This is a genomic window from Feifania hominis, from assembly GCF_014384765.1.
Taxonomy (GTDB): domain Bacteria; phylum Bacillota; class Clostridia; order Oscillospirales; family Feifaniaceae; genus Feifania; species Feifania hominis.
Genome location: NZ_JACRSP010000003.1, coordinates 107246 through 123076, shown reverse-complemented (window position 1 = coordinate 123076; position 15831 = coordinate 107246). Strand labels below are relative to the sequence as shown.

The following is a 15831-nucleotide window of genomic DNA, read 5'->3' as shown; positions in this document are numbered from 1 at the left end:
TTACCCAGTATATGCCTTTTTTGCGGGCAATAGTCGTTTTTCTCAGACCGCGGCGAGCGCCGAGCGGATGTCCTCGAGAATATCCTCGACGTTCTCAATGCCGACCGACATGCGGATCAGACCCGCGTCGACGCCGGCCGCCGCGAGCTGCTCATCCGTGAGCTGGCGGTGGGTGGTGCTCGCCGGGTGGAGCACTGAGGTGCGCGCATCCGCGACGTGTACGACAATCTTCGCGAGCTTGAGGTGATCCATGAACCTGACGGCGGCCTCCCGCCCGCCCTTGAGGCAGAACGACACGACGCCGCTCGCACCCGCGGGGAAGTACTTCTTTGCGAGCGCATGGTCCGGCGACGAGGCGAGCCCCGGGTAGCTCACCGACGCGACGCGCGCGTCGGCCTCGAGAAACTGCGCCACGGCGAGGGCATTCTCACTGTGGCGCGCCATGCGCAGGTGCAGCGTCTCAAGTCCCAGATTCAGATAGAACGCATTCTGGGGCGACGGGGTGCTGCCGAGGTCGCGCATGAGCTGTACGCGGGCCTTGGTGATGTAGGCCGCGCTGCCGAAGTCGCGGGTGTAGACCACGCCGTGGTAGCTCTCGTCCGGCTCGGTAAACTCGGGGAAGTTTCCGTTTGTAAAGTCGAATTTTCCGCTGTCGACGATCACACCGCCGACCTGCACCGCGTGGCCATCCATGTACTTGGTGGTCGAGTGGGTGACGATGTCGGCCCCGAACTCGAACGGGCGGCAGAGAATCGGGGTGGGAAAGGTGTTGTCCACAATCAGCGGCACGCCGTGGCGGTGAGCGACCGCGGCAAAGCGCTCAATGTCGAACACGCGCAGCGCCGGGTTTGCGAGAGTCTCGCCGAAGACGGCCTTTGTGTTCGGGCGCATGGCGGCCTCGATCTCGGCCTCATCCGCATCGGAGGCGACAAAGCTCACATCGATGCCGAAGCGCTTGAGGGTCACCGAGAAGAGATTGGTCGTGCCGCCGTAGATGGCGGCGCCGCTGACCACATGGTCGCCGCACTTGACGATGTTGAGAAGCGCAATCAGATTCGCCGCCTGGCCGGACGAGGTGCACAGCGCGCCGACGCCTCCCTCGAGTGCGGCGATCTTCGCCTCAACCGCAGCGACGGTGGGGTTTGAGATGCGCGTGTACATATGTCCCTCGGCCGTCAGGTCGAAGAGCTTGCCGACGTGCTCGATCGAATCGTACTGGTAGGTCGTGCTCTGCGCGATGGGCAGAACGCGCGGCTCGCCGTTTTGCGGCTGGTAGCCGGCCTGCACGCAGTTTGTTTCAATGCGGTATTTACTCATGGAAGACACACCCTCTCGTGGCAATGTTTTGATAACAACCGATCTCTTGCATTATATCGAAAAAAAGCCGCCCCCACAAGAGGGGGCGGCTTACAATCGGAGACGAACTCAGATATTTTGGGGGAGAATCTGGTTTGCAAGAGCGCCGATGACCACGGCCAGGAACAGACCCGACAGGCTGAAAGTCGAGGTGATGGCAATGCCGTTCCACATGCCGAGACCCACGACCAGAATCAGCGCGACGATGATCAGGTTGCGGCTGAACGAGAAGTCGATCTTCGACTCGACCATGGTGCGCATGCCGATGGAGGCGATCATGCCGTAGAGCATGATCGAGATGCCGCCGAGCACCGGGGTCGGGATGGTCATGAGAATCGCGCCGAACTTGCCGAAGAAGCCGAGCGCAATGGCGAAGACCGCCGCGATCTTGAGCACCGAGGTGCTGTACACCTTGGTCGTGACGAGCACCGAGGTGTTCTCGCCGTAGGTGGTGTTCGGCGGGGCGCCGATCAGGCCGCCGAGTGCGGTCGCGAGGCCGTCGCCGAGGATGGTGCGGTGCAGGCCCGGATCCTTGAGAAAATTCTTGCCGACAACCGAGCCGATGACTGTGACGTCGCCGATGTGCTCCATGAACGTGACGAGCGCCACCGGAGCGATGGTCAGAATGGCATTGAGATCAAACTTCGGCAGCGTGAAGAAATTCTCCGTCACATAGGGAATGTTGATCCACGGAGCGGCGGCGATGGCCGAGAAGTCGACAAAGTGGGTGCCGGCAACCGCGTCGAGAATCAGGCAGAGCACATAGCCCGCCGTGAAGCCGAAGAGAATCGGCACGAGTTTGAAAAAGCCCTTGGCAAAGATGGTCAGCGCGATGACGACCGCCAGCGAGAAAGCGGCGACGCCGACCGAGAGCCAGTCGACCTTGAAGTCAGCCGCGCCGTTTGAGAGAAGACCCGCGTTCTGAAGCGCGTTCGGCGCAAGGCCGAGGCCGATGACCACTATGACCGGGCCGGTGACAACCGGCGGGAAGAGCTTCATGATGGCGTCGGTGCCGATGAATTTGATGATGATCGCGATGACCACATACACGAGACCCGCCGCGATGATACCGCCCTGGGCGAGCGGAATGTTGGCCGTGTCGCCCCCGATGATCATGGAGAGCACGCCGAGAAACGCGAAGCTCGACCCGAGGAAAGCCGGCACTTTGTTGCCGGTGATGAAGTGGAACAGCAGCGTTCCGAGACCCGCTCCGATGAGCGCCATCGACGGGTGCAGCCCCGTGATGATCGGCACGAGCACGGTGGCGCCGAACATGGCAAACAGGTGCTGTACGCCAAGAACGACCTTTTTGCCGGTGGACAGTGAGGTGATGTTGCCCTCGTTTTGCATGAAATTTCCCCCTTATTCATGGTGATTTCCCAAGGGAGAGGCAGCGCCTCCCCCGGCTTCGCGCGTCCCGCGGTGAGCGGGCGCCCGAGCGCCGCCGGGGCCAGGGGCCCCGGTTGGTTCTTATAAATGCGCAAAAAAAATTTGCGTATTGTACGGCTGTCACCCGGAAATGGGCAAAAAAAATTTGCAAGTTTTCCCGCAAATTCTCTTTTTCCCGCGCATCAAAACGCCGGGCGGACGGTCTGCCGCAGCGGCAGCCAAACCGCTTTTCGGCTATTATACAATAAGAACCGCCGAAAAACAACATTTTTTTCACAATGCCGCAAAAAAATCTCCCCGCCGCCCGGCGGGGAGGTGTCTCACACTCAGAAAAACAGATCCCAGAGCACCTTGCACAGCAGAATTCCCAGCGCCACAAAGAACATGGGCCGGATGATCTTCGCGCCCCTTTTCAGCGCGAGCCCCGAGCCGATCCAGTTGCCCGCGATGCCGAAGAGCGCCGCCGGAATGCCGATCAGAAAGAGAATCTTTCCGCCCAGCGCATAGGTGACAAAGGCCGCCACGTTCGAGGCGAGATTGACGATCTTGGCATTGCCGGACGCCGTGACGAGGTCGAAGCCTACAATGCCGGTGTAGGCCAGAATCAGAAAGGTGCCGGTGCCCGGGCCGAAGAATCCGTCGTAGAGGCCGAGCACAAAGCCGATGGCAAGCGACAGCGCGACGAGCGCCCTCTTTGACAGGCGCTCGATGCGGCTCTCGGCGCCGAAGTCCCGTTTGATCAGCAGAAATACCGCGATCACCGGCAGCGCCGCCACGAGCAGAACCTGCAGCACCCGCTCGTCGGCGCCCATGTTGAGCATGGCCCCGAGCGACGAGCCCGCGAGTGCCGCCGCGGCCGAGACCACGGCTGAGAGATAGTGCACACGCCTGTTTTTCATAAAGCGCAGCGTGCTCACAAGCGTGCCAAACGTGGCCGAGCACTTGTTGGTGCCGGCGGCGAGATGGGGCGGGAGCCCCGCCGCGAGATAGGCGGGCAGGGAGATCAGCCCCCCGCCGCCCGCGACCGAGTCGATCAGGCCCGACAGAAAGATCAGCGGGCAGACGATCAGTAGAATTCGGATGGTCTCATTCATTTGGAAAACTCCTGCTGCGACTGCGCCGCTTTTTTGTCTGCGATGAGAATGTAGACCGCGCCCGTGAGCAGCGACACGACGCTGACCCACATGATCGGGCGGATGACGTCCCCAAAGAGGTATTTGATGATGAACCCGCTGAGCAGCGAGCCGAGCGAGCGGAAGAGAATCTGCGCGGTGGTGTTGACCATCTGGCCGGTCGTCTTCTCACCCGGTCCCGCCACGCTCATCATGTACTTCGGCAGCACAAACAGAGGAAGCACCGTAAAGCCGTTGATGAGCACTGCCGCAAACGCCCACTCCCACGAGGGGATCAGCGACTGGTAGAGGTTGCGCGCCGCAACGACCACCGCCGCAAAGGCGAGCACTTTCGCCGGGCCGAAGCGGTTCAAAATGCGGTCGGCGTTGTAGAGCACCGGGATCTCAACAAGCGTGATGAGCATCTGGTAGACGCCGTAGTTCGAGGCGCTGCCGCCGAGGCTCTCGTAGTAGAGAAAGAAAAACGTGCCGCTGAGTGTCCAACCGAGCATGAAGGTCATGATGTAGACCACATAGGGGAAGACCGACTTGCGGCGGATGAAGCGCCAGGTGTTGCCCCTCTGCTTCGGCGCGGCCTCGGAGCGGACCTTTGGCAGAAACGCCTCGGCGCACAGCAGAAGCCCGAAGAGCACCGCGACGATCACCGGGAAGCGCCCGAAATGGCCGTCGAGCAGCCGCGAGCAGACGATCGAGGCCGTGGCCCAGCCGATGGAGCCCATCAGGCGCACCGGGCCGAACGGGCGCTGCGCACGGTCGAGGCAGGTCAGCGTGATGGAGTCGCACAGAAAGGTCGTGGCCGTGCGAAAGAAGTTCATCAGCACCGTCACGGCGAACACATAGAAAAACAGCACGCTCTGCGGCACACGGGTGTGAAAGAGATAGGTCAGCGTCAGCACGATCGTTCCGACGGTGGTCAGCTGCAGCACGTCGTTCTGGCAGCGCGCGCTGTTTGCGCGCCGGGTCCAGAACGCCTGGGCCGCCAGCGCCACGATGGGGCCAAACGCGGTAATGGTGCTGATCTGGGGCTTGGAGAAGTGGAGCACACCCTCGAGAAACTTTACAAAGTAGGCCGTGACAATGCAGTCGGGCGCGTAGAGAAAGAAGACAAGCGCCAGCAGTACGGGGTAGTAGTATTTGTGGTTTTGGGTGTATTTCGGGTCCTCAGTCCTTGCCGTTGCCGCAGTGGTGTTGGTTTCCATCCTGGTTCCCCTCCCTGATGTATCTCAGTCGCCGTTTGCCGCGAAGACAACTCCCGCCATGATCTGTGAGCCGAGGACGATGGCGTCCTCATCCACGTCGTAGAGGGCGCTGTGCAGCGGCTGGAAGATTCCCTTTTCCCGGTTGGCCGTACCCAGCATGAACATGGCGCCGCCCACCCGGTCGAGGTAGTAGGAGAAATCCTCGCTGCACATCGCAGGCTTTGTGGTGCGCACGACGTTCTCCCCGCCGAGCACGCGCGCCGCGGCTCGCGCCACGGCCTCGACCCCCTCGGGGGTGTTGATGGTCGCGAGGGTGCCGTCGGTCGGCTCCTCCATCACAAAGGAGCCCTCCCAGCGCTGGGCCACATTTTCCCCGAGATCCCGAAGCTTCTGCCAGATGACTTTTCTGAGCTCCTGGTCAAAGCAGCGGAACTTGCCGGTGATGTGGCAGCGGTCGGCGATGACGTTGATCGCGTCGCCTCCCTCGATGGTGCAATAGGTCAGAACATTGCTCTCACGCGGGTCAAAGCAGCGGTTCATCATCAGGTAGCTCGCCGTGATGTACTCGGCGCCCATGAGCACCGCGTCGCGCGCGATCTGCGGGGCCGAGCTGTGGCCGGCCCGGCCGTGGAAAGTCACCTTGAACGACGAGGAGGCGGAGAGCGCCTCTTTTTCAAAGAGCAGAATGGTGCCCGAGTCAATCTCGGAATTGGTGTGCAGCGCAAAGGCGAGGTCCACCCCGTCGCAGACGCCGTCGAGCACGAGATCGAGCCCTCCGCTGCGGATGCCGCCCGTGCCGTCGGGCAGACCGTTTTCCTCGGATGGCTCAAAGACGAAGCGCACCGTGCCGGGCACCTCGTCGCGGTGGGCCGCGAGCACGCGGGCCGCGCCAAGCAGCGCCGTGGTGTGCAGATCATGGCCGCAGGCGTGCATTTTGCCCGCCACCTGTGACCGATAGGGCACCTGCTTCATATCCTGTATTGGGAGAGCATCGATGTCGGCGCGCAGCAGAATCGTCTTGCCGGGCCGCCCGCCGCGAAGCGTCGCGACCACGCCCTTGTGAAAGAGCTGACCGACGCCGGTCTGAATCTCAAGGCCGCAATCCTTGAGCCACGCGATGATCTTCTCTCTCGTGCGGTCCTCTTCATAGAGCAGCTCCGGGTGCATGTGAAGATCCCGGCGGAAATCGACGAGCTGGGCCTCAAGGCACTTCAGCTCTTCACGCATTGTTTCGGTAAGCATACTACCAACCCCTCCTGACGGTAACAAAGCTGTAATTCGAGTGATTGCGCGCTACAAACGGTACCCATCCATTTTGGTTCCGGGCGAAAAAACGAGCCGGAATGAATGATAACCGCGTATGCGGCCAATACCGTATGTGCGCAGCACAGACGGTATTCTGCCCATGTTTTTCGGTTGCCCCGCAAGGGGCGAGAAAAACGGGCTGAAATGAATATGATAGCCGCGTATGCGGCCAATACCGTATGTGCGCAGCACAGACGGTATTCTGCCCATGTTTTTCGGTTGCCCCGCAAGGGGCGAGAAAAACGGGCTGAAATAAATATAATAGCCGCGTATGCGGCTATTATATCACGGTTTGCGGCGCAATTCACCCAGAAAATATGATTTAGGTGACCATATGATTACACTCAATGTCCTCGAACTTCTCTACAAAAAAGGGAAGACAAAATACTGGCTCTACAAGAACATGGATATGACCTATCAGAACCTGAGCAAAATGCTCAACAACGAGACGGCCTCAATCAAATACGACAACATCGAGCGTCTGTGCGAGCTGCTCCACTGCACACCGAACGACCTCTTCCTGAAAAAATAAATGTAAGCCGGCAGAGTTCTGCCGGCTTACATTTTATCGCGATTATTTAAAGAGCTTTTAGAATGTTTATCAGTTCCTCTACGTCCTCTTCCCGTGTGGCCCAACTTGTGGCAAATCGAATGACCGTATGTGTGTCATCAAATTTTTCCCAGTATCCAAATGTAACCTTTCGGTTTAATTCTTTTTGCTCTCTGTCACTCATCACACAGAAGACCTGGTTGGTTGGTGATTCAGTGAAGAGCGTATAACCCTGTTGTTTCAGTGCTTCTCTGATCCGCTTTGCGGCCTGTATAGCCGGTTTCCCAATCTTCATATAGAGGTCATCCGTAAACAGCTCTTGAAATTGTATCCCCAATAGTCTTCCCTTAGCCAATAGAGCCCCGCGTTGTTTGATAATGGAGAAAAAGTGCGGAATCAATCCTTCCCGGGGAATGACAACGGCTTCACCAAGCAGCGCGCCGCACTTTGTTGCACCAATGTAGAAAATGTCACAGAGCCGCGCAATATCGCACAGGGAAACATCGTTTTCCGGGCAGGCCAATGCGTAGGCAAGTCTGGCTCCATCCAGATAAAGCGGAATGTTATTTTCACGGCATACCGCGCTGATTTCCTGAAGTTCTTTCAGCGAATACAGCGTTCCGTACTCGGTGGGCTGAGAAAGGTATACCATCCCAGGCATTACCATGTGCTCTCGATTGAGATCGTGTTGATAGCTGTTTACTGTCTTTTGAATCTGATCAGCGTCTATTTTACCGTCACGGTGGGGTATCGCCAGGATCTTGTGCCCCCCAGCCTCAATGGCACCTGCTTCGTGAACATTGATGTGTCCGCTGAGCGCAGCGATAACACCCTGACAGGGTCTCAGCAGCGCCCCAATTACAATACTGTTTGTCTGTGTTCCTCCGCAGAGAAAGTGTACTTCCGCATGCGGGGCCTGGCAGGCTATGCGTATTTTTTCTCTGGCCTGCTCCGAAAACCGGTCAATGCCATAGCCCTCTGTTTTCATTTCATTGGTTTCAACAATTTTTTTTAAAATAAGGGGATGGGCCCCTTCCATATAATCGTTGTCAAAATGTACTTTTCTTGCTTCCAACTCTGACTCTCCCCTCTGTTTGCCGTTATTTGACAGCCCTTTTCCTGTATTGTAAAATACATTTATCCATGAGACAACATTCAATTTCTCATATCAAACATGAATATTAATCATGAAGGTGCAGAGATGGAAGAAGTAAAGTGCAGAGCCTTTTTATCAGCGGTTGACCATGGCAGCCTTACTGCCGCAGCGGAAGATCTTGGGTACACACAGTCAGGTATTACCCGCATCATCAACTCATTGGAAGAAGAAATCGGCTTTTCCCTGTTTATTCGCAGCAAAAAGGGGGTTGTTCTCACCGAAAACGGAAGAATCATGCTGCCCGTATTTCGCGACATTGTTCGGGCCCATAACCATGCGGCGCAGTTGAGTTCCGACATACGCGGCGCCGTCTGCGGCGTGTTGACAATTGGAAGCTACTTCAGCGTGTCGTCCATGTTGCTGCCGCCCATTCTCAAAGAGTTTCGCACACTCCACCCCGGCATTCTGATTCACATGAAAGAGGGCAGCAACAGGGAAATGACAGCATGGTTGTGTGAAAAATCTGTGGATTGCTGTTTTTGCGCGAAGCCCGGCACTGCCAACTGTGACTGGATCCCTGTCTTTCAGGATGAAATCGTCGCCTGGCTGCCGCAGCAGCATCCGCTGGCTTCAGCCGACTTTTTCCCGGTGCGCGATCTGGAACATGAGCCCTTCATTCAGACATCGCCAGACAGTGACACGGATCAGGATCGTCTTCTCGCCGCGCTGCAGTTAAACCCGACTGTCAGCTTTACGACAAAGGACGCCTTTACCACTTATAATATGGTTGCTGCCGGATTGGGCGTCAGCTTTAATCAGAGGTTAATCTCTGAAAATTGGGTGGGAAATGTGGCCGAAATACCGTTTTCTCCACCTCAGTATATCACTCTTGGCATTGCGGTTCCCTCACTGAGAGATGCTTCGCCGGTGACCAGAAGATTGGTGGAATACGCGAAAAAAACAATGAGGAGCCGGTTTCAACTATCACCCGGCAAGAAAGAAGCAGGGGCCCCGTAACAGTGGGGCCCCTGCCTTGTATTCAAACTTTTCAGCTGTCAAACTGCGAGTTGTAGAGTTCGGCGTAGAAGCCGCCTCTCTCGAGGAGTTCCTCGTGTCGGCCCTGTTCGACGATGTCGCCGTCGCGCATGACCAGAATCAGGTCGGCGTCGCGAATGGTCGAGAGCCGGTGGGCGATGACAAAGCTCGTTCTGCCGCGCATGAGATTGTCCATGGCCCGCTGAATGCGCAGCTCGGTTCTGGTGTCGACCGAGCTTGTCGCCTCGTCGAGAATGAGAATCTTCGGGTCGGCGAGAATGGCGCGCGCGATGGTCAGAAGCTGCTTTTGTCCCTGGGAGACGTTGCTCGCCTCCTCGTTGAGCACCATCTGATAGCCGTCGGGCAGCGTGCGGATGAAGCGGTCGGCGTGGGCGGCCTTGGCGGCTGCCATGACCTGCTCGTCAGTAGCGTCAAGTCTGCCGTAGCGGATGTTCTCCATGATGGTGCCGTTGAAGAGCCACGTGTCCTGCAGCACCATGCCGAACAGCTCGCGCAGCTCACTGCGGTTGAAGTCGCGGATGTCGTGGCCGTCCACGCGGATGGTGCCGCTGGTCACATCGTAAAAGCGCATCAGCAGTTTTACCATGGTGGTCTTTCCGGCGCCGGTCGGGCCGACAATGGCCACTTTCTGGCCGGGCTCAACCTCGCAGGAGAAATCCTTGACGATGATCTTGTCGGGGTTGTAGCCGAAGCGAACATGCTCAAAGCTCACGCGCCCGGAGAGCCCCTCGATGGACACCGGATTCGGCACGGTCTGGTCCTCCTCGGGCTCGTCGAGAAACTCGAACACGCGCTCGGCCGCCGCCGCTGTAGACTGCAGCATGTTGACCACCTGCGCCCCCTGGGAGATGGGCTGGTTGAAGCTTCTGACATACTGGATAAACGACTGGATCTCGCCGACGTTGATCGTTCCCCGAATGGCGAGCACACCGCCGAGAATCGAGACCGCCACATAGCCGATGTTGCCGATGAACTGCATCATGGGCTGCATGAGACCGGAGAGAAACTGCGACTTCCACGCGGAGTTGTAGAGGGTGTCGTTGAGGTGGTTGAACTCGTCGGTGACACGCTGCTCGTTGTTGAACGCTTTGACGATGCTGTGACCGCCGTAGACCTCTTCGACCTGGCCGTTTACATGGCCGAGGTACTCCTGCTGGGCCTTGAAGTACTTCTGAGAGCGCTTGACGATGCGCGAGATCAGCAGCATGGACAGCGGCAGAATCAGCAGCGCCACAATGGTCATCAGCCAGCTGATGGAGAACATCATAATCAGCACGCCGATGACGGTGGTAATCGAGGTGATGATCTGGGTCATGCTCTGGTTGAGGCTCTGGCTGAGCGTATCAATGTCGTTTGTCACGCGCGAGAGCACCTCGCCGTGGGTCTTGGTGTCAAAGTACTTCATGGGCAGGCGGTTGATCTTCTGAGAGATGTCGCGGCGCAGCCGGTAGGAAACCTTCTGCGAGACGCCGCTCATGATAAAGCCCTGAACAAACGAGAACAGGGAACTCACGCCGTAGATCGCCAGCAGGAAGAGCAGAATCTGGGCGACCCGGCCAAAGTCGATGCCGGCGCCGCCGGTGATCTTGCTGACAAGGCCCTCGAAGATGGCCTGGGTCGCCTGGCCGAGAATCTTCGGCCCCACAATGGAAAAAGCGGCGCTGCCGACGGCGAAGATCACCACGAGGATGATGCCGACCTTGAACCGGGAGAGATAGCCCGCGAGCTTGCCCATGGTGCCCTTGAAGTCCCTGGCTTTCTCACCCGCGAGATGTTTCATGCCGGGGCCTCTCATCGTTTTTTTCGGTGCGTTGCTCATTTGGACAATTCCTCCTTTGAGAGCTGCGAGAGCGCAATCTGTCGGTACTCCTCGCAGGACTCGAGAAGCTGCTGATGCGTCCCGCGGCCCACGATGCGCCCCTCATCGAGCACGAGGATCTGCTCGGCGTTTAAAATGGTGCTGATGCGCTGCGCGACAATGATGACCGTGCTGTCGCCGGTCTCCTGCGCGAGCGCCCGGCGAAGCGCCACATCGGTCTTGAAGTCGAGCGCGGAGAAGCTGTCGTCAAAGAGGTAGATCTCCGGGTGACCCGCAATGGCCCGCGCGATGGACAGCCTCTGCTTCTGGCCGCCGGAGACATTTGTGCCGCCCTGGGAGATCTCACTGTCGTACCCCTCGGGCTTCTGATCGATGAACTCGGTCGCCTGGGCGATGGCTGCGGCTCTTTTGATCTGCTCCGGCTCGGGGGACTTTCCGCTGTAGTCGATGTTTGAGGCGATGGTACCCGAGAAGAGCACGCCCTTCTGCGGCACATAGCCGAGCAGATCGCGAAGCTGGTGCTGACTCATCTCACGCACATCGACGCCGTCGACTGTGATGCTTCCCTCGGTCGCGTCGTAAAAGCGGGGAATGAGACTCACGAGCGTCGACTTGCCGCTGCCCGTACTTCCAATGATGGCCGTTGTCTGGCCCGGGCGGGCGGTGAACGAGATGTCGGTGAGAACATTCTCCTCGGCGCCGGGGTAGCGGAAGCTCACATGGTCGAATGTGACCACACCGCGCTGCGCCGCATCGGGGGTCTTGGGTGCCTTGGGGTCGCGGATGCTCAGCGGGGCGCTGATGATCTCGTCGACGCGCCTTGCCGAAACGGCGGCGCGCGGCAGCATGACCGAAACGACCGAGATCATCAAAAAGGCCATGATGATCTGCATGGTGTACTGAATAAAGGCCATCATGTCGCCGACCTGCATCAGGCCGCCGTCGATGCTGTGGGAGCCGAACCACACAATCAGCAGCGTGACGCCGTTCATCACGAGCATCATCACCGGCATCATACAGGCCATCAGACGGTTGACAAACAGCTGGGTCCTGGTCAGGTCGCGGTTCGCCCTGTCAAAGCGCTGCTCCTCGTGCTTCTCGGTGCTGAATGCGCGAATGACCGGCAGGCCCGTCAGAATCTCGCGGGTGACGAGGTTGAGCCGGTCGACAAAGCGCTGAACGGCATTGAAACGGGGCATGGCCAGTGAGAAGAGCACCATGACGAGCATCAGAATTGTCATGACGGCCACGGCGATGATCCACGCCATGGAGGCGTTGGTGCCGAGCGCCTTGACGACGCCGCCCACGCCGAGAATCGGCGCGTAGAACACGATGCGCAGCAGCATCACCATGAGCATCTGCACCTGCTGGATGTCATTGGTGCTGCGCGTGATGAGCGAGGCGGTGGAGAAGCGATCCATCTCGGCGCTCGAGAAGCTGACCACTTTCTCAAAGACCCGCCGGCGCAGCTCCCGCCCGAGCGAGGCCGCCACACGCGCCGCGAGAAAGCCCACCGAGACTGTGGCGGCGAGTGCGATCAGCGCGATGCCGAGCATGGTAAGGCCCGTCCTGACAATGTAGCGGGTCTGCATGCTCCCGACGTCGACCCCAATGGCCTCATACTCCCCCTTGAGCGTCGTGACGGCGCTCTGAGAGACAATGGTGTCAGGCAGAGCGGCGAGCTGCTCCTGCGCCGAGTCGAGAAGCTCCCGGCGCATCTCATCGGGCAGATTCTTCAAGACGGTCAGGGGATCCGCCGCCCCGTTTTGAGTGAGTTCAGGCGGCAGATTCTCCATCATCTGCTGCGTGACCGCGGCGCCCAGTTCCGAACTGCCGTCAAATGCCGCCACAAGTAGCATGGGTCTGTCGAAGAGCCCCGAGAGCTCCTCGAGCATGTCCCGGTCACGCAGCAGATACAGGGGCTCACGGCCGAGCGCCGGGTACTTTTTGACATATTCCGCGTAATCCGCCGCGTCGAGCGTGCTCTGGTCGAGCAGCTCGTAGTGGGACAGAATCTCCTGCCGGTCGGCGTCGCTGACAAAGAGCAGCAGATTTTCCATGGTTGACGCGCGCGCCACTTCGGGCGTCGCAAACTCGATGCCGCCCTGCTGAATGCCGACGTTGACGATGTCGGACGTGTAGGAGGGCAGCGACAGATCGCAGGTCGCCTGAACGGCGAGCAGCGCCACGATCAGCAGAATCGCCGCCCATGATTTTTTGAGATACTTGAGAGTCTTCAGCACGTTATGGTCTTCCTCCCCTCTGCGCAGCTTCGGCCGCGCGGACCAGGTTTTCTTTGATCTGTTTGGAAAAGCGCCGCATGAGGATGATCTCCTCGGGCGTGAACCCCTCGAGAAGCTGCTGCTGTATCCCATGCAGAATCTGCGCGCACTGTGCGGCAATATCCCGGCCCGCGTCGGTCAGGTAGACCCGCGAGACCCTCTGGTCGTGTTCGTCGGCGCGGCGCTCGACAAAGCCCGAGCGCTCGAGTCTCTGAATCATCACCGTCATGGTCGACTGTTTGATGCAGAGGCTGTCGGCAAGCTCCCGCTGCGACTGTCCGTCGTGCGCGGCGAGCGCTTGAAACAGCGGCACCTGGCCGGGGTGGATTCCGAGCTTCTCCATGCGGTGAAAGGCGATTTGAAAGTACAGGCGGAAGATCTGCATCATCGGGGCCTGCACGGTGTTATCCCAGTCCACTGGCTCACTTTCCTTTCTTAGTTGACTAAATGTATTTTAGTCATATTGTGCAATCATTGCAACCTATTTTTGGGTAATTCTCATAAAATTAACACTCCGTTCACAAGTTTTTACTTCGCTACCTATTTAATTTTAACTGCGCACAAAAAAGGCGCCTCCCGCGGGAGGCGCCCTGTCAGAGAACCGGTGCAATGAGCAGAAGCTCCAGAAGCTTTCGGTAGATGGCGTTCATATCTTTGACGGGCAGAGGATTCTCGCCGCGGCCCACCTCGATGGTGAAGCCCGGCCGACCGAACTCGCGGATGAACCAGTCCTTGCAGCCGGAGAAGCTCGCGCTTCCCTCGGTGCGCATGGCGCGGTAGCCCGTTAGGCGGGCAAACACCTCGGCGAGCGCCCGGCTCTTCTTCGGCGTGTCGTCGCCGAATTCGTAGTAGATCTCCTCGCCCTGGCTGTGCAGACAGAGCAGAAGCTGGATGTCCCGCATGCGGATAAAGTCGCACAGGGCCCTGGTCTCGGGTTCGCTCTCGGGGAATTCGCCGCTGTACTTTGTGGGCCCGCCGCCGAGAATGCCGTCGGCGCGCGCGATGTGTTCTTTTCCCTCGCGCCAGAGCGCGTCGTAGTTGTGGTTTAAGTCGACGCCGCGGCCGTTTGCCTGCCAGTGGGAGAAGTCCGCTGAGTCGCCGTTCATGCGCAGCAGCCGCTCGCGCAGAATCAAATCCTCCGCGGGGCCGTTGAGCTGCAGCTCGACCCCGTCGGGGTTCAGCATGGGCACAACGAGAATGCTCTTCGTGTCGTAGAGATAGGCCAGATCGCAGTTTTTGAGCGTGCGCCCGGCGGCGTGGTACTTTGCCAGATCCTCGCAGAATTTCAGCAGCACGAGCGAGGTGATCCACTCCATGCCGTGGTGGGCGCCCACATAGAGCACCTCTTTCTCGCCGCGGCCGAAGCGCAGCGCTTCGATCTCCCGGCCGAAGAGACTCCGGCCGATGGAAAAACGCGAAAGGCTCCCGTAGCGCGTGCAGAGCCGGTCGATCATGCGGCCCATGCGGCGCGGGTCGAGGGGCGCCTTGGAATTGACGATATTCTCCATTACCATTCCCCTTTGCTGTGTCGGTACTGCTATGTATATTCACCCAGGCGGCGCATTAGTCGTTTCGGTGGAGCGCCCGGCATGACCGCAGTCACCCGCAGCGCACCCCCGGCAGCGGGGCTGGTATGAATTCGCACCCCTGTGGTACAGCAGTCATCCTTAGCGAGCCGCTTTCGGCGGCGAGACTGGTATGACTTCGTACCCCTGTGGTACAATAGCATCAGATTTGAGACCAGAGGAGGCACCGAAATGGAACTCACGGAAAAGACGCTCTCCACCGAGCGGCTCTACGAGGGAAAAATCATCAATCTGCGCCGCGACCGGGTCGAGCTGCCCGGCGGCAGAACTTCCGCGCGCGAGGTGGTCGAGCACCCGGGCGGCGTCGCGGTTCTCGCGCTTGACGACAGACGCCGCGTCGCGCTGGTGCGCCAGTACCGCTACCCGTTCGGCGAGGTGCTCACCGAGATCCCCGCGGGTAAGCTCGACCACGGCGGGGAGGACACGCTCGCCTGCGGCCGGCGCGAGCTTCAGGAGGAGACCGGCCTCACCGCCGGGCAGTGGCGCAGCCTCGGCGAAATCTACTCGTCGCCCGGCTTTGCCAACGAGCGAATTGCGCTCTATCTCGCGACCGGGCTGCATGAGGGCGAGGCCCGCCCCGACGAGGGGGAATTTCTCGAGGCCGAGTGGCGCCCGCTCGACGAGCTTGTCGACGCGGCGCTCGCCGGGGAGCTCGTCGACGCGAAGACTGTCGCGGCTGTGCTCAAGGTGAAGCTTCTTGGCGAGCGCGGCGAAATTTGAAATTCACAAATTCGTTACAATTTTGTGACACCCCATTCACAGCTCGGCGGTATACTAAAGTCGTTGAGAAGAAAGCGCACACATGTCCAAAACATTTTTTCATTTCCCACCCCCTTCTATATGAACCCGGAGAAGAGAGCGAACTTGCCATTCGCTCTCTTTTCACGTCCGGGCGGGCTTTTTTCAAAAGATACAATTTGTTCACATTTTATCTATTGCCTGTTAATAATGTCTTGCTATACTACAATTGCCAAGAAGATAAGCAATACCCCACCCCCTTCCTTTTATTTCATTTACTGCTAAGAAAAGACCCGCCTTGAAAAAGGCGGGTCTTTTCCGT

The 15831-nt window shown here is 58.8% G+C and carries 13 protein-coding genes; 3 read left to right on the top strand and 10 right to left on the bottom strand.

Features of this window, described 5'->3' with window-relative positions:
• Positions 1-42 precede the first annotated feature (42 nt).
• From H8695_RS07610 to H8695_RS07590, 5 genes are all read right to left on the bottom strand, one after another.
• The gene (locus H8695_RS07610) at positions 43-1317 is read right to left on the bottom strand and encodes an O-acetylhomoserine aminocarboxypropyltransferase/cysteine synthase family protein (RefSeq protein ID WP_249300392.1); all 1275 of its coding nucleotides are present in this window, start codon (positions 1315-1317) and stop codon (positions 43-45) included.
• A gap of 108 nt (positions 1318-1425) precedes the next feature.
• Positions 1426-2706, bottom strand: coding sequence for a uracil-xanthine permease family protein (locus H8695_RS07605; protein WP_249300391.1), 1281 nt, complete (start codon positions 2704-2706; stop codon positions 1426-1428).
• 365 nt (positions 2707-3071) lie between these two features.
• Entirely contained in the window at positions 3072-3839 is a 768-nt protein-coding gene (locus H8695_RS07600; protein WP_249300390.1) for a TSUP family transporter, read from the bottom strand.
• Positions 3836-5077: an MFS transporter gene (locus tag H8695_RS07595; protein WP_249300389.1), complete on the bottom strand. Its 1242-nt coding sequence runs from the start codon at positions 5075-5077 to the stop codon at positions 3836-3838. Before H8695_RS07595 ends, H8695_RS07600 begins: the two co-directional genes overlap by 4 nt.
• A gap of 24 nt (positions 5078-5101) precedes the next feature.
• Positions 5102-6319, bottom strand: a complete 1218-nt coding sequence (locus H8695_RS07590) for a M20 metallopeptidase family protein (protein WP_249300388.1) — start codon at positions 6317-6319, stop codon at positions 5102-5104.
• A gap of 397 nt (positions 6320-6716) precedes the next feature.
• On the opposite strand from H8695_RS07590, the gene H8695_RS07585 reads away from it, so the two are divergent.
• A complete protein-coding gene (locus H8695_RS07585; RefSeq protein WP_249300387.1) occupies positions 6717-6914 on the top strand; it encodes a helix-turn-helix domain-containing protein in 198 nt (65 codons plus the stop codon).
• Positions 6915-6960: 46 nt separating this feature from the next.
• Here the strand turns inward: H8695_RS07585 and H8695_RS07580 are convergent, their stop codons facing one another.
• Positions 6961-7971 carry a threonine aldolase family protein gene (locus H8695_RS07580; protein ID WP_249300789.1) on the bottom strand — a complete coding sequence of 337 codons (1011 nt, stop codon included), beginning with the start codon at positions 7969-7971 and terminating at the stop codon, positions 6961-6963.
• A 162-nt stretch (positions 7972-8133) separates the two neighbouring features.
• On the opposite strand from H8695_RS07580, the gene H8695_RS07575 reads away from it, so the two are divergent.
• A complete protein-coding gene (locus H8695_RS07575) occupies positions 8134-9045 on the top strand; it encodes a LysR family transcriptional regulator (protein ID WP_249300386.1) in 912 nt (303 codons plus the stop codon).
• A 31-nt stretch (positions 9046-9076) separates the two neighbouring features.
• On the opposite strand, the gene H8695_RS07570 is transcribed toward H8695_RS07575, so the two are convergent.
• The 4 genes from H8695_RS07570 to H8695_RS07555 form a co-directional block, all read right to left on the bottom strand.
• Positions 9077-10864, bottom strand: coding sequence for an ABC transporter ATP-binding protein (locus tag H8695_RS07570; protein ID WP_249300385.1), 1788 nt, complete (start codon positions 10862-10864; stop codon positions 9077-9079).
• 35 nt (positions 10865-10899) lie between these two features.
• Positions 10900-13146: an ABC transporter transmembrane domain-containing protein gene (locus H8695_RS07565; protein WP_249300384.1), complete on the bottom strand. Its 2247-nt coding sequence runs from the start codon at positions 13144-13146 to the stop codon at positions 10900-10902.
• Between the two features lies 1 nt (position 13147).
• Positions 13148-13603 (bottom strand): MarR family transcriptional regulator, encoded by a 456-nt coding sequence (locus tag H8695_RS07560; protein WP_249300383.1) that lies wholly within the window; start codon positions 13601-13603, stop codon positions 13148-13150.
• A 175-nt stretch (positions 13604-13778) separates the two neighbouring features.
• Complete coding sequence (locus H8695_RS07555) at positions 13779-14693, bottom strand: M14 family metallopeptidase (protein ID WP_249300382.1); 915 nt, start codon at positions 14691-14693, stop codon at positions 13779-13781.
• A 249-nt stretch (positions 14694-14942) separates the two neighbouring features.
• Here H8695_RS07555 and H8695_RS07550 point away from each other — a divergent pair, with 249 nt between their 5' ends.
• Positions 14943-15491, top strand: coding sequence for an NUDIX domain-containing protein (locus tag H8695_RS07550; protein WP_249300381.1), 549 nt, complete (start codon positions 14943-14945; stop codon positions 15489-15491).
• The last annotated feature ends 340 nt before the right edge of the window (positions 15492-15831 follow it).

What these genes read in the sequence shown, in the direction of transcription:
- H8695_RS07610 (WP_249300392.1), bottom strand. Translation starts at nt 1,317, where the DNA reads ATGAGTAAATACCGCATTGAAACAAACTGCGTGCAGGCCGGCTACCAG.
- H8695_RS07605 (WP_249300391.1), bottom strand. Translation starts at nt 2,706, where the DNA reads ATGCAAAACGAGGGCAACATCACCTCACTGTCCACCGGCAAAAAGGTC.
- H8695_RS07600 (WP_249300390.1), bottom strand. Translation starts at nt 3,839, where the DNA reads ATGAATGAGACCATCCGAATTCTACTGATCGTCTGCCCGCTGATCTTT.
- H8695_RS07595 (WP_249300389.1), bottom strand. Translation starts at nt 5,077, where the DNA reads ATGGAAACCAACACCACTGCGGCAACGGCAAGGACTGAGGACCCGAAA.
- H8695_RS07590 (WP_249300388.1), bottom strand. Translation starts at nt 6,319, where the DNA reads ATGCTTACCGAAACAATGCGTGAAGAGCTGAAGTGCCTTGAGGCCCAG.
- H8695_RS07585 (WP_249300387.1), top strand. Translation starts at nt 6,717, where the DNA reads ATGATTACACTCAATGTCCTCGAACTTCTCTACAAAAAAGGGAAGACA.
- H8695_RS07580 (WP_249300789.1), bottom strand. Translation starts at nt 7,971, where the DNA reads ATGGAAGGGGCCCATCCCCTTATTTTAAAAAAAATTGTTGAAACCAAT.
- H8695_RS07575 (WP_249300386.1), top strand. Translation starts at nt 8,134, where the DNA reads ATGGAAGAAGTAAAGTGCAGAGCCTTTTTATCAGCGGTTGACCATGGC.
- H8695_RS07570 (WP_249300385.1), bottom strand. Translation starts at nt 10,864, where the DNA reads ATGAAACATCTCGCGGGTGAGAAAGCCAGGGACTTCAAGGGCACCATG.
- H8695_RS07555 (WP_249300382.1), bottom strand. Translation starts at nt 14,693, where the DNA reads ATGGAGAATATCGTCAATTCCAAGGCGCCCCTCGACCCGCGCCGCATG.
- H8695_RS07550 (WP_249300381.1), top strand. Translation starts at nt 14,943, where the DNA reads ATGGAACTCACGGAAAAGACGCTCTCCACCGAGCGGCTCTACGAGGGA.